This window comes from Thermogemmatispora aurantia, from assembly GCF_008974285.1.
Lineage (GTDB): Bacteria > Chloroflexota > Ktedonobacteria > Ktedonobacterales > Ktedonobacteraceae > Thermogemmatispora > Thermogemmatispora aurantia.
In genome coordinates, this window is sequence record NZ_BKZV01000002.1 from 347,666 (window position 1) to 360,377 (window position 12,712).

General features: G+C 61.6%; 10 protein-coding genes. 8 read left to right on the forward strand and 2 right to left on the reverse strand.

The window, feature by feature from the left end; all coding sequences use genetic code 11:
* Positions 1-12: 12 nt before the first annotated feature.
* The 8 genes from trpE (at position 13) to aroF (ending at position 9,395) form a co-directional block, all read left to right on the forward strand.
* Positions 13-1,593, forward strand: a complete 1,581-nt coding sequence (gene trpE, locus KTAU_RS08190) for an anthranilate synthase component I (RefSeq protein WP_151727921.1) — start codon at positions 13-15, stop codon at positions 1,591-1,593.
* Positions 1,594-1,679: 86 nt separating this feature from the next.
* Positions 1,680-2,243: an anthranilate synthase component II gene (locus KTAU_RS08195; RefSeq protein WP_151727922.1), complete on the forward strand. Its 564-nt coding sequence runs from the start codon at positions 1,680-1,682 to the stop codon at positions 2,241-2,243.
* Between the two features lie 164 nt (positions 2,244-2,407).
* Complete coding sequence (gene trpD, locus KTAU_RS08200) at positions 2,408-3,463, forward strand: anthranilate phosphoribosyltransferase (RefSeq protein WP_151727923.1); 1,056 nt, start codon at positions 2,408-2,410, stop codon at positions 3,461-3,463.
* A gap of 64 nt (positions 3,464-3,527) precedes the next feature.
* Entirely contained in the window at positions 3,528-4,994 is a 1,467-nt protein-coding gene (gene trpC / locus KTAU_RS08205) for an indole-3-glycerol phosphate synthase TrpC (protein WP_151727924.1), read from the forward strand.
* Positions 4,995-5,063: 69 nt separating this feature from the next.
* Complete coding sequence (gene trpB, locus KTAU_RS08210) at positions 5,064-6,326, forward strand: tryptophan synthase subunit beta (protein WP_151727925.1); 1,263 nt, start codon at positions 5,064-5,066, stop codon at positions 6,324-6,326.
* 23 nt (positions 6,327-6,349) lie between these two features.
* Positions 6,350-7,228, forward strand: coding sequence for a tryptophan synthase subunit alpha (gene trpA / locus KTAU_RS08215; protein ID WP_151727926.1), 879 nt, complete (start codon positions 6,350-6,352; stop codon positions 7,226-7,228).
* A 143-nt stretch (positions 7,229-7,371) separates the two neighbouring features.
* Positions 7,372-7,749 (forward strand): chorismate mutase, encoded by a 378-nt coding sequence (gene aroH, locus KTAU_RS08220; protein WP_151727927.1) that lies wholly within the window; start codon positions 7,372-7,374, stop codon positions 7,747-7,749.
* Between the two features lie 569 nt (positions 7,750-8,318).
* Positions 8,319-9,395 (forward strand): 3-deoxy-7-phosphoheptulonate synthase, encoded by a 1,077-nt coding sequence (aroF, locus tag KTAU_RS08225; protein ID WP_151727928.1) that lies wholly within the window; start codon positions 8,319-8,321, stop codon positions 9,393-9,395.
* A gap of 222 nt (positions 9,396-9,617) precedes the next feature.
* On the opposite strand, the gene KTAU_RS08230 is transcribed toward aroF, so the two are convergent.
* Complete coding sequence (locus KTAU_RS08230) at positions 9,618-11,525, reverse strand: alpha/beta hydrolase (protein WP_151727929.1); 1,908 nt, start codon at positions 11,523-11,525, stop codon at positions 9,618-9,620.
* Positions 11,526-11,628: 103 nt separating this feature from the next.
* Positions 11,629-12,150 carry a zinc ribbon domain-containing protein gene (locus KTAU_RS08235; protein ID WP_170293152.1) on the reverse strand — a complete coding sequence of 174 codons (522 nt, stop codon included), beginning with the start codon at positions 12,148-12,150 and terminating at the stop codon, positions 11,629-11,631.
* Positions 12,151-12,712 lie beyond the last annotated feature (562 nt).

Here is a 12,712-nt window from a genome sequence, read left to right on the forward strand (position 1 = left end):
AAGAGGCAGTCTATGTTTTTGCCATCTCTGGATGAAGTGCGTTCCTTGCGCCAGGAGCTGGAGGCCGAGGGGCAGACAGCCAGTGGTAGGATTCCACTGGTCCCCCTCTATCGCGATGTGCTGGCCGATACAGAGACGCCGGTTTCGGCTTACTGCAAGACGGCTCGTGGCCCCTATACGTTTTTGCTGGAGAGCGTGGAGGGCGGCGAGCGTATTGCTCGCTATTCGTTTATCGGTATCGATCCCTACCTGGTCCTGATCCAGGATGAGCACGAGGCAACGCTGCGCTATCTGAGCTATGAGGATGGAACACAGCGCTGCCGCTCGCTGGTCCGTCTGCCGTCCTATGATCCGCTTCATCTGATTGAGCAGCACCTGGGACGCTATCACCTGCTGAGACCGAGGCAAGAGGGCAATGACGCTTTGCCGCGCTTCTATGGCGGCGCCGTGGGCTATCTGGCCTATGAGGTGGCTTCCCGCTTCGAGCGGCTCCCGGTGCCCGCCGCCGATGAGCTGGGCCTGCCCCTGGCTATCTTTAGCTTTACAGAGACGGTGCTGGCCTTCGATCATTTGAAGCATCGTCTGCGCGTGATTACGCACCTCCATCTGGACGCTCCCGACCTGGAGGCGGAGTATGCCCGCTGCCTGCAGACGATCGAGGGCGTGGTCGCTCGCCTACAGGAGGAGCTGCGCCTGCCCGCCGAACCGGAGCCGATCTATACCGGGACGCCCACGGTGACCTCTAGCTTTACACGCGAGCAGTATGAGGCGATGGTGCGCCGCGCCAAGGAGTACATCGCAGCGGGTGATATTTTCCAGGTGGTACCTTCCCAGCGCCTGCGCCGCCCGGTCAACGCCGCACCGTTCACGGTCTACCGCGCCCTGCGAACCATTAATCCGTCTCCTTATATGTTCTACCTCGATCTGGAGGATTTTGTAGTGCTCGGCGCCTCTCCTGAGCTGCTGGTGCGCGTCGACGAGGGTGAGGTGACCATCCATCCGATCGCCGGGACGCGCCCCCGCGGTAGCGATCCAGAGAGCGATCGCCGGCTGGAGGAGGAGCTGCGCCACGATCCCAAGGAGCGGGCCGAGCACGTGATGCTGGTGGATCTGGGCCGCAATGATGTGGGCCGGGTCAGCCTGCCAGGCAGCGTCTCTGTGAGCCAGTTTATGGAGATCGAGCGCTATTCTCATGTGATGCATCTGGTCTCTAATGTGGTCGGACGGCTGCGCCCCGAGTTGACACCGTTCGACGCACTGCGCGCTGGCTTTCCCGCAGGGACAGTGACCGGGGCGCCGAAGATTCGAGCCATGGAGATTATCAGTGAGTTGGAGGGAATGCGCCGCGGAGTCTACGCCGGCGCTGTCGGCTACTTCAGCCACTCGGGCAATCTGGACACGGCCATCGCCTTGCGCACAATGGTTATGAAGAACGGACATGCGTATATCCAGGCAGGTGGCGGCGTGGTGGCGGATTCCGATCCAGCCGCCGAGTACCAGGAGAGCATGAATAAAGCCCGCGCGCTGCTGCGCGCTGTGGAGATGGCTGAGGAGATGGCCCGCGCGCAGCGCCCTCGCTATGCTCATACCTGATCTGCTGCAGGTGCTGTGCGCGCTTCCTAAAAAAATTGCGCTCGACGCTGTTACTGGTCTTCAGGACAGGAAGAGAGACGCAAGCAATGCTTTTGCTTATCGATAACTACGATAGCTTTACCTACAATCTTTATCAGTACCTGTCCGAGCTGGGGGCTGAGGTCCTGGTTCGGCGCAATGATCAGATTACGCTGGAGGAGATCGCGCAGCTGCAGCCGGAGCGTATCGTGATCTCGCCCGGACCCTGTACGCCCAATGAGGCCGGTTTGTCCTGCGAGATCATTGCAACGTTTGGGCCACGCCTGCCGATTCTGGGTGTCTGCCTGGGCCATCAGGCTATCGGCCAGGTCTACGGTGGCCGTGTCATCCGCGCGCCAGAGCCGGTGCACGGGAAGACGAGCCTGATCTATCATCGTGGCCAGGGCTGCCTCCGTGATCTTCCCAACCCCTTTGAAGCCAATCGCTACCATAGCCTCATCGTTGAGCGTGCCTCTCTCCCGGCTGAGCTGGAGATTACCGCCGAGACGGCGGATGGCTTGATTATGGGTCTGCGCCACCGTCGCTATCCTGTCGAAGGGGTGCAGTTCCATCCTGAGTCGATCATGACGCCGGTGGGAAAGGATCTGCTGCGCAACTTTCTCACTCGTTAGGCTCAGACAATCTCAGGATCTCAGGACAGGAAGGGCGCTCAGGCGTTCCGACAGCAGTAGCGGGCAAGCTGGGGCGTCTGGGCGGTGCTGCTGAGCTACGTGCTCAGTCAGGTAGAAGACCAGCGATATGACAGGCTGGTTAGCACAGAAAAGAGGTGCTCCCGATGATTCGCGAAGCCATCGCGCAAGTTGTTGCCGGCGCTACGCTCAGCGAGGAGGAAGCGGCGGCGGTGATGGAGGAGATTATGTCGGGCGTGGCAACCCCCTCCCAGATGGGAGCTTTTCTGACCGCTCTGCGGATGCGTCCCGGCGGTGAGGCGCCCCAGGAGATCGCCGGCCTGGCCCGTGTGATGCGTGAGAAGGCGCTGCGCGTCCATCTCCGCGAGGAGGTGGCCGCCCGCGCGCTGGATACCTGCGGTACAGGTGGCGACGGGGCCGGTACTTTTAATTTTTCGACCGCGGCAGGCATCCTGGCCGCTGCCGCCGGGGCCCACGTGGCAAAGCACGGCAACCGCTCGGCGACAAGCCGCTGCGGCAGTGCCGATGTGCTGGAGGCGCTGGGTGTGCGCATCGATTTGGGGCCGGAGGCCGTGGCGCGCAGCGTTCAGGAGACGGGCTTCGGCTTTATGTTCGCGCAAACCTATCACCCGGCTATGAAGCACGTCGGTCCGACGCGCCGCGAGATCGGTATCCGTACGGTCTTCAATATTCTCGGTCCACTGACGAATCCGGCTGGTACCCGTTACCAGGTGCTGGGTGTGGCCGATGGCTCGCTGCTGCGCAAGATGGGAGAGGTCTTGCTCTTGCTCGGCTGCCGTCACGCGCTGATTATCCACGGCGAGGATGGGGTTGATGAGTGCTCGCTGGCAGCGCCAACGCGCGTCTGTGAGGTACGCGAGGGGGAGGAGCTGCGCGAGTACGTGATTACGCCCGAGGAGGCCGGCCTGACGCGCTGCAGTGATCGCCGCCTCTTCCAGGGGGGCGACCCTCAACAGAACGCGGAAATGCTGCGCCGCCTGCTCAGCGGCGAGATCGATGGTCCGCTAGCTGATATGCTCTATTTGAACACAGCGGCGGCTCTGCTGGCCAACGAGTGCGTCTCTTCGCTGGCAGAGGGGGTCAGGCTGGCTCGCAGCACGGTACGCGAAGGCCGGGCCCGGCGCAAGCTGGAGGAGGTCGTGGACTGCTCACAGTCGCTGGCTGCAACCAGTGGCTTGTAAGGCAGTCTCAGTGGCGAGGATCAGCCAGACAAGGGGAAGGCAGAGACGAGGGAGGAGATGAGCGATGTTTCTTGAGCAGATTCTGGCTCGCACGCGCCTCGATCTGGAGGAGCGTCAACGCCTGCTGCCTTTGGAGAGGCTCCAAGAGCGGGCAGCAGCTCAGCCGCCAGCTCGCGATTTTGCCGCCGCGCTGCAGCCGAAACCGGGCGAGCACGGGCTGCGACTGATTGCAGAGATTAAGCGCGCCTCGCCCTCGAAGGGGCCGCTGGCGCCCGACCTCGATCCAGTAGCCCTGGCCCGCACCTACGAGGCGGCTGGGGCGGCGGCGATCTCGGTCTTGACGGAACCACATTTCTTCCTGGGCGCCCCCGAGCACCTGCTGGCGGTCAAGGAGAGCGTGCGCCTGCCTGTGCTGCGTAAGGATTTCATCGTTGACGAGTACCAGGTCTATGAGGCGCGCGCCTGGGGAGCCGATGCCCTGCTGCTGATCTGCGCAGCTTTAACTGTGCACGAGCTAGAGCGGCTGCTGCGGCTCACGCGCCAGCTGGGAATGGAGGCCTTGGTTGAGGTCCACAATCCGGCGGAGGCGCGGATGGCCGTGACAGCGGGAGCACGCGTGATCGGGGTCAATAGCCGTGATCTGGTGACCTTCAGCATGAATCCCTTCCTGATCCGTGAGCTGCGCCGGCTGCTTCCTGCCGATTGCATTGTGGTAGCCGAGAGCGGCATTCATACAGAGGCCGATGCGCGCCGTCTGCGCCGCTACGATGTGCAGGCTATGCTGGTGGGCGAGTCGCTGGTAAAGGCTGGTGACGTACGCGGGCAGATCAAGCGCCTGCTGTACGGGGCCAATCACGGTATCCAGGTGAAGATCTGCGGCCTGCGTCGCCCGGAGGCTCTGCGGGCGGCCCTGGAGAGCGGGGCCGATTTGCTGGGCCTGATGTTCTATCCTCAGAGCAGGCGCTATCTGCCTCCGTCGCAGGTTCGGGACCTGCTGAGCGAGGCCGGCTATCTGGCTCTGGCCGAGCAGGGCCAGGCAGTGCCTGATCTGGTCGGGGTCTTTGTGAATGAGGAGAGCCAGCGCATCAATGAGCTGGCTGAGGAGTTGGGCCTGCACTTTGTGCAGCTGCATGGGGGAGAATCACCGGAGTTCTGCGTCAGCCTGCAGCGCCCGGTCATCAAGGCGCTGCCGGTGCACGGTCCCGCGGCTCTGGAAGAGGCGCGGCGCTACGCCACGGTCGCCTGGCGGTTGCTGCTTGATACACCCACAGCGAGCTATGGAGGCAGCGGGCAGACCCATGACTGGGAGCTGGCGCGGACGATCGCCGCTGAGCTACCGGTCTTGCTGGCTGGCGGTCTGACCGCCGCCAACGTTGCTGAGGCCATTACCACCGTTCGGCCCTGGGGTGTCGATGTGAGCAGCGGCGTTGAGAGCAACGGCGAGAAAGACCCCGGTAAGATCCGCGCCTTTATCGAGGCCGTGCGCCAGAGTAGCCAGCAGTTATCGGATCTACAGGCCATCAGGCAGTGAGGGGAAAATCATGCTCTCACTGCAGAGCAATCCCATGTGCTATCGGTTCAACTAGCGAGGCAGAAAGAGATGCAGCAACATTTAGAACAGCAGAAGCGCGAGTCATCAGCAGCCGGGCCGTATGAGCACGGCGCCTATCCCGACGCTCGCGGACGCTTCGGTCCCTACGGGGGCAAGTTCGTGCCAGAGAGCTTGATGCCCCTTCTGAGCGAGCTGGAGGCAGCTTATCGCCAGGCCCGCCTTGACCCGGCCTTTGAGGAGGAGCTGCAGGAGCTGCTGCGCTCGTTCGTGGGACGTCCGACGCCGCTCTATTATGTGCCGCGCTTCTCTCAGTTGGTGGCCCCAGGCGTGCGCGTGTATCTGAAGCGCGAGGACCTGGCTCACACGGGAGCGCACAAAATCAATAATGCGCTGGGGCAGAGCTTGCTGGCAAAGCGCATGGGCAAGCGGCGTATCATCGCCGAGACGGGGGCCGGTCAGCATGGCGTGGCCACGGCAACGGTCTGCGCCATGCTGGGGCTGGAGTGCATCATCTATATGGGGGCCGAGGATATCGAGCGCCAGTCGCTCAATGTCTTCCGCATGCGCCTGCTCGGCGCCGAGGTCCGCTCGGTCGACAGTGGCAGCCGCACCCTCAAGGATGCCATCAACGAGGCTATCCGCGACTGGGTGACGAACGTCGAGACGACTTTTTATTTGATCGGCTCGGTCGTGGGACCGCATCCCTATCCGCTGATGGTGCGCGACTTCCAGTCGATCATTGGACGAGAGGCGCGCGAGCAGATTCTGCAGCTGGAGGGACGCCTGCCTGACCTGGTAATGGCCTGCGTCGGCGGCGGGAGCAATGCAATGGGAATCTTCTACCCCTTTGCCGATGCACCCGAGGTGCGCCTGCTCGGCGTCGAGGCGGGCGGTCAGGGTCTGGCTTCAGGCCAGCACGCCGCTACGCTGGTGGCGGGACGCCCGGGCGTGCTCCACGGCGCCTTTAGCTATCTGCTCCAGAATGAGGATGGTCAGGTGCTGGGAACACACAGCATCTCCGCTGGCCTCGACTATCCCGGCGTCGGCCCCGAGCACAGCTATATGAAAGATACAGGACGAGCCAGCTATGTAGCCGCCGATGACAGGCTGGCCCTGCGCGGCCTGCAAGCGCTGAGTCAGAGCGAAGGCATCATTCCCGCTCTGGAGCCAGCCCATGCCCTCGGCTACCTGCTGGAAATGGGTGCCCGGGGCGAGCTGGCGCCGGGTAGTCTGGTCATTGTCAATCTCTCGGGACGTGGCGATAAGGATATGCTGACGGTGGCCCGAGAGTTACAGGTCACGATCTCATAATTCTTCTTGTGTAGAGCAAAGCAATGCAGCAATACAAGCAATCCGAGGCCATCGAGCGCCGCGAGACAGTGCCGGCTCAGCGCATTGGGCGTGCTTTTGCCCAGGCCAGCCGCGAGGGGCGCTGCGTGCTGATCCCTTATCTGATGTGCGGCTTCCCTTCCGTGGAGCAGAGCCTGGCGGCGATGCTGGCAGCCATCGAGGGCGGCGCTGATCTGATCGAGCTGGGCCTGCCCTTCAGCGATCCTCTGGCTGATGGGGCAACCATTCAGCACGCCAGCCACCAGGCGCTAGAGCACGGTATCAATATCGCCGCCTGCCTGGCTATTGCGCATCAAGTGGCAGCTCGCAGCAGTGTCCCTCTGATCCTCATGGGCTATTACAACCCTGTGCTGGCCTATGGCGTGCAGCGCTTCTGCCGTGAGGCCGCTGCCGCGGGGGCCTGCGGGCTAATCATTCCTGACCTGCCGCCCGAGGAGGCTGGGCCGCTCTTGGAGGCCGCTCATGAGCAGGGGCTGGCCATGATCTTTCTCGTGCCGCCAACGACGCCGGACGAGCGCATCGCCTCTATCGTGCGCGTAGCCGCCCAGGAGCCGCGTGGTTTCATCTACTGCGTATCTCTCAGCGGGGTGACCGGTGCGCGCGATAGATTGCCGCCGCACCTGCAGAGCTTCATCGCTCGTGTGCGGAGGCAGAGCGCCCCTTATGGCCTGCCCTTAGCGGTCGGTTTTGGCGTCTCGCGCCCGGAGCACGTGGCGGAAATCGCTCGCTATGCCGACGGAGCGGTCGTCGGCAGCGCCCTGGTGCATCTTTTGGAGCGCCATGCCGCCGATGGAGAAGCTCAGAGGGCGGCGGTCCGGGACTATATTCGCAGTCTGCGTGAATGCACTGTTCGTCTGCCCTGACGACTGAGGGCGTCCGTCGCCCGCAGCGGAGCGCTTCACAGTGCTTGCGGCTACCCTTTACAATAGAAGGCGTGCCTGCTCGCCCCTCAGCGCAGAGCGCGAGAGTAGTAGCAGGTCGTCGCCATTCTTGCCACGAAAGGGTGATGGGCGTGTACTGTCGAGGCATCCGGGGCGCGACGACGGTCGAACGCAATGATCGTCGGGAGATTCTGGCCGCCACCGCCGAGCTGCTCCAGTTAATGGTGGAGCTGAATGAGATCCAGACTGAGGATGTCGCCAGCGTTATTTTCAGCGTGACCGATGATCTGGATGCCGCCTACCCGGCCCAGGCCGCACGTGAACTCGGTTGGACCGAGGTGGCGCTCCTGTGCGTGCGGGAGATTCCGGTGCCGGGCAGCCTGCGCAAGTGCATTCGCATTCTGCTGCATGTCAACACCGAGCGTAGTCCCGCAGAGCTGCGCCATGTTTATCTACGCGGTGCGGTGCAGCTGCGCCCAGAGTTCAGCGTCAAGCGCTCCTGAGCAGGCATCTTTAGCAGGCAGCTCCAGCCAGGGCTGGGCTTCGCTGCTCTCTCCGGTGCGTGACGTCCGTAGGCCAGTCGCGCCAGCCGCAGGCGAGGAGAGACTGCCAGCCCTATCCGTCCCGGTCAGCCCGGGCGAGCGCGCTGGCTCGTTCGTCCTTCCCATTGCTGCCTTGCGCTCTTTCCTCACCGGTTCCGATCATGACGACGAAGGCGTCGCGATGGAGGAAGGGGATCGCTGCGTGGCCAGGGCAGTTCCTCTTGCTGGGAGGCTGCATGCGCCTTAGCGACTAGCCGCCAGCCAATCCAGCTGACCAACGCAACTAACTCACGAGCTAGCTAGTCGGTGGAACAGGCCAGGCTTCAACAGAGCAGAGTAAACACATTGAGTTGACCGCTGATTGAGCTTGAGAAAGCGCGGCCCAGGCCCAGCCAGAGCAGATGGTCGAGAGGAACAGAGCATCGCTTTGCTGCTCCGCCAGGCCGCAAGCGGCTGTGGGCGGGCATGCGCTTCAAACCAGATTTCGAAGCCTGCATACGTTTGCCGAAAGCATGAAGGAGCCACGAGTCATGATCGTTGTAATGAAGCCTAACTGTAGTGAAGCCGCTATTGAGCACGTCCTGCGCTTTCTAGAGCAGGAGGGGTTCACCGGCCATCTCTCGCGCGGCGTGGAACGCACAGTGATCGGCGTGATCGGCTCGGTCAACGTGCAGAATCCTCCTGGCAAGGGGATGATCACACCGGCTCTGGGCGAGGCCCTGGAGGCCTTCCCCGAGGTAGAAGGCGTTTTCCGCGTCTCAAAGCCTTATAAGCTGGCGAGCCGCGAATTCCATCCTGATGATACGGTGGTCGAGGTGCCAGTCGCCTGTGTGGCAGGTGGCACGGTACGTATCGGTGGCCCCGCCGTGGTGATGATGGCTGGCCCCTGCACAGTGGAGAACGAGAAGCAGCTGATGACGACCGCTGAGGCTGTGCGCAAGGCCGGCGCGGTAATCTTGCGCGGTGGGGCCTTTAAGCCCTCGACCTCCCCCTATGGGTTCCGCGGCCTGGGCGAGGAGGGCCTCAAACTTCTGGCTAAGGCCTCGCGCGAGTTCGGCATGGCCGTGGTGACTGAGGTGATGACTCCCGCCGACGTACCGCTGGTCTGCGAGTATGCCGATATTCTGCAGATCGGCACGCGCAATATGCAGAACTATATGCTTCTCGATGAGGTCGGACGCGCCCAGAAGCCGGTGCTCCTGAAGCGGGGCATGGCAGCGACCATTGAGGAATGGCTCCTGGCAGCTGAATATATTCTTTCTCAGGGCAACCGTGCAGTGATTCTCTGCGAGCGCGGTATCCGCACTTTTGAGAAGAGTACGCGCAATACGATGGATCTGAGCGCCATTCCCCTGGTGAAACAGCTCTCGCATTTACCGATCGTGGCCGATCCAAGCCAGGGAACAGGCCGGCGCGATCTGGTCGCGCCGATGACGCTGGCAGCGGTGGCTGCCGGCTGCGATGGCCTCTTGATCGAAGTTCACCCCAATCCCGAGGTCGCACTCAAGGATGGCGCGCAGTCGCTGACTACTGAGCAGTTTGCCGAACTGATGCCGCGGGCAGAGGCAGTGGCCCAGGCCATCGGACGCTCGTTCGTGACGGCTTGAGATGCCTGCCCAGGCCTCGCCTCCCGGTGAGCACAGCCCCAGCCGTCCATCTGCTTGAGCGGAGCTGGAAGCGGCCTCGCCTGGGATCATGAGCAGCAAGAAGGCCCACTCGGTTGCCCGCAGGGGAGACGTGGGGCGCGCGCTTGCTCTTTCAACGCTGCTGACGCGCGCCTCGCGCCTCCTTCGGGCCTGAGATGACGGGTTCGCACTATCTATCGATCTTCAGATAAAGTTTGGTTCACCCATGCTGGAGATGCAGGAACTGGCCGGTTGAATCTGAGGGTTGTCGAGAAATTCCCCTATGATCAGGTTGGCGCAGGAGCTGGTCAGGAAGACGCCGTGACCAGTGCCCGGAAAGACAAAGAGGTAGCTATGGCTCAGGGTTTTTTGGGCCATCAGCGCATTACTGGTTGGAGTGATTGGATCGTATTCGCCCGAGAGAATCAGGGTCGGCAGGTCGCTCTTGACCGGCTGCTTTTGCTCGAGCGGCACCGGCGGGACGTTCCAGAGCTGGCAGACGCGATAGTCGGCCTCCAGACTATCCTGCATACCAGCCCGCAGCTCAGGCCGCAGGACCAGGACGGTCTTGTCCAGATCCTGAAGTGAGGTGTAGCGCATGTCCTCGCCGCATTCGACCGAGTAGTACATGCCATAGCTAATGTCATTGGCCAGCAGCAGCTCCCCATAGGTTTCGGAGATCAGCGTATACTGCCCATGATCGATCTCGCTGATGGCCCGTGGCAGGTCGGGGATAAAACTGGTCACATAGAGAGAGGTGAAGACCCACTGGACCAGGCCATCGCCCGTCAGCAGCACCGGACCATATTGGAGATCGTTGAAGGTCACCGGGTGGGCGTTGAGGCGATCCACCAGACGATAAAAGGTGGCCTCCAGGTTGGGATAGCTCTCGTTGCAGAGGGCATCTTGCTGACAGCCTTTGAAGAGGGTGTCAAAAGCGTGCTGCATCGAAGCCGGAAAAGAGGTGAAGAGGTTACTCTGAGTGGGAACGGTTGAATCAAGGATGACGCTGCGCAGGTCCTGTGGGAAGAGGCGCATGACAGTCAGAGCCAGCCGCGTGCCATAGGAGACACCATAGAGATTGACCTGCCGATAGCCGAGGGCATGGATGAGATCGTGGACGTCCTGGGCATCAGCAATGGTAGTGTAGGCGCTCAGGTGGATGCCTTCGGCAGTAAGCCGATCGTGGCAGGAGCGCATAGCTTGCAGATACTGAGCATCACTGGCCTGACGGCTAAGGTTCTCATCCTTGGTGGCCTGGGTGAAGCGGTCGATTTCCCCACAATAGAGCGAGGGCGTGGAGTAGCCCGTGCCCCGCTGGTCAAAGAGGATGAAGGTGTGCCCTAGCGTCACAGCTTGAAGGTTGGCCTGGCTGATGTAGGGACCTAGCTCGCTGAGGGTGGCCCCTCCCGGTCCACCAGAGAGATAGAGAAAGGGCGTAGCATCCGTCTGAGCGGTGCCGGCTTTGAAGATCGCCACCGCCAGGTGAATGGTGCTGCCCTGTGGCTGACTGCGGTCTTCAGGAACAGTCAAGACTCCACAGGTCAGATCGCGCCCCTGGACGATGCCTCTGCCCGGTTGAAAAGGGCAGGGTCCCGGGTGGAAGCTGCTGGTTGCGGCGTCTGGCGTTCCTGGGGTGACAACGACGCTCGCTTTCACCGTTGGCTGTGGGCTAGTCGAGCTGCTGCCCCCATGAGCAGCCAGGACGAGATAGGTTGCTATCCCACCAGCAAAGAGGATAAGGCCGATCAGGAGGACAACAATGATGAAGCGCCAGGGACCAGGTGTACGCGGCGCCGTCGGCGGAAGAAGCGGCGCTTGACCCGGTATGACGGGCGACCCTTCCAGCCCAGGACTCAAGGACGGCGGCCTGGGCAGTGCCCTGCTCTCAGTCATCAGAGGTTCGTACAACCCATTGGCCCCTCCAGGTCCGGCAGAGGGCGCCGCAGGAGTAGTCAGCCTTTCCGAGGAGAGCGGATAGATGATGTCATTGCACTCCTGATAACGCAGACCAGGGGGTGAGTACTCATAGTAGGGGGCCTCACTATAGCCCGGCTGGAATCCGTCTATCTCACGCGGTTCTTTCTCAAAGGGTGAGGTCTGCTCTGTCATCAATACGCCTTTCTAGCGCAGCCCGGTAAGGCTACCAGGCTCGTGCCTGAGCCGAAAAGGATGGAAAGAATGGCTCTGCCTTCCGGCTACCTCCCGCGGCTGCTCACCGGAAGCTGCTTCCACTTTCTTCTTCCCGCTCCCACCCGCCGGCCTGACTGGCTCGCCAGGCAGCCTGCTCCTGCTGCAATTGGAGCAGCTCACGCTCAAGTTCAAAGATTTTCTGCTGAAGAAGCTGTTTTTGCTGCTGCGGTTGCATTAAACGGAAATCTTCGATAGCCTTATACCCCCAGCGTAGCAGACCCCGAGGCACAAAGGCAGCGCTCATATAGTACTGTGTGCGCACATTGGACAGGTAGGCATTCAACTGCCTCAGATCGAGCTTCAGTGCGCGTAGCTGGAGGCGCAGCTGCTGAATGCGCTCGCGATAGGGATCTTGCCGTCGGCTTCCCCGGCGCGGCTGCGGCCTCCGGCCTTTCTCCTGCTGTTCAGCTAGCACAGGGCCTGGAGCTGGCTGCCTCCTCTCTATCTCCAGTACCTCGGCGCTAGCCTGTTCCAGCGGTGCACCGCACCAGGTGCAGAAACGGCTCCCAGCCGCAGTAGCTGTGCCACATTGAGAGCAGAACATCGTATCATCTCCTCCGCGGGTGCTTTTGCCCGGGAAACGCCGGGAATCGACGAATTTTTCGCTTTCGATCAGCCCCATTATAGCAGATGTGGCTGAGAGGAGGAACCAAAAGCCGCTGGAGGACATCTGGAGGAACGATACTGCTCCTCCCACTTCTTCCTCATCTTCCTGGTTCCCCCATACCCTTAGTCGTGACTCCCCATTTGTCCTTTACTCTCTCACCGATTGACAATCCTCACAGCTGCCACTATACTCATCTACATCAATATCCCCTGTCAGACAGGTGAGCATAGCCCAGCGTTGCCGGGAAGAATGTCCAGGGACGAGAGCATCTGCGGGCCTCTCGGAACCCACGTCGCTCCAGCCCCTCCCAGAGAGAAGGCAGGAACCAGACATGCCAACAATCCTTCCTGCTAAAGGGAGGCAACAAAAGCAGCTGCTACTCTACGAGTAGCAGTTCGGCGAGCTTATCGCTTTTATTCACAATAGAATAGTAAGCTTTATCTATTATATAGTACTTTTTATAGCAATTACCATATCAATAGCGCTCCTACTATCTGTT

What these genes read in the sequence shown, in the direction of transcription:
- trpE (WP_151727921.1), top strand. Translation starts at nt 13, where the DNA reads ATGTTTTTGCCATCTCTGGATGAAGTGCGTTCCTTGCGCCAGGAGCTG.
- KTAU_RS08195 (WP_151727922.1), top strand. Translation starts at nt 1,680, where the DNA reads ATGCTTTTGCTTATCGATAACTACGATAGCTTTACCTACAATCTTTAT.
- trpD (WP_151727923.1), top strand. Translation starts at nt 2,408, where the DNA reads ATGATTCGCGAAGCCATCGCGCAAGTTGTTGCCGGCGCTACGCTCAGC.
- trpC (WP_151727924.1), top strand. Translation starts at nt 3,528, where the DNA reads ATGTTTCTTGAGCAGATTCTGGCTCGCACGCGCCTCGATCTGGAGGAG.
- trpB (WP_151727925.1), top strand. Translation starts at nt 5,064, where the DNA reads ATGCAGCAACATTTAGAACAGCAGAAGCGCGAGTCATCAGCAGCCGGG.
- trpA (WP_151727926.1), top strand. Translation starts at nt 6,350, where the DNA reads ATGCAGCAATACAAGCAATCCGAGGCCATCGAGCGCCGCGAGACAGTG.
- aroH (WP_151727927.1), top strand. Translation starts at nt 7,372, where the DNA reads ATGGGCGTGTACTGTCGAGGCATCCGGGGCGCGACGACGGTCGAACGC.
- aroF (WP_151727928.1), top strand. Translation starts at nt 8,319, where the DNA reads ATGATCGTTGTAATGAAGCCTAACTGTAGTGAAGCCGCTATTGAGCAC.
- KTAU_RS08230 (WP_151727929.1), bottom strand. Translation starts at nt 11,525, where the DNA reads ATGACAGAGCAGACCTCACCCTTTGAGAAAGAACCGCGTGAGATAGAC.
- KTAU_RS08235 (WP_170293152.1), bottom strand. Translation starts at nt 12,150, where the DNA reads ATGTTCTGCTCTCAATGTGGCACAGCTACTGCGGCTGGGAGCCGTTTC.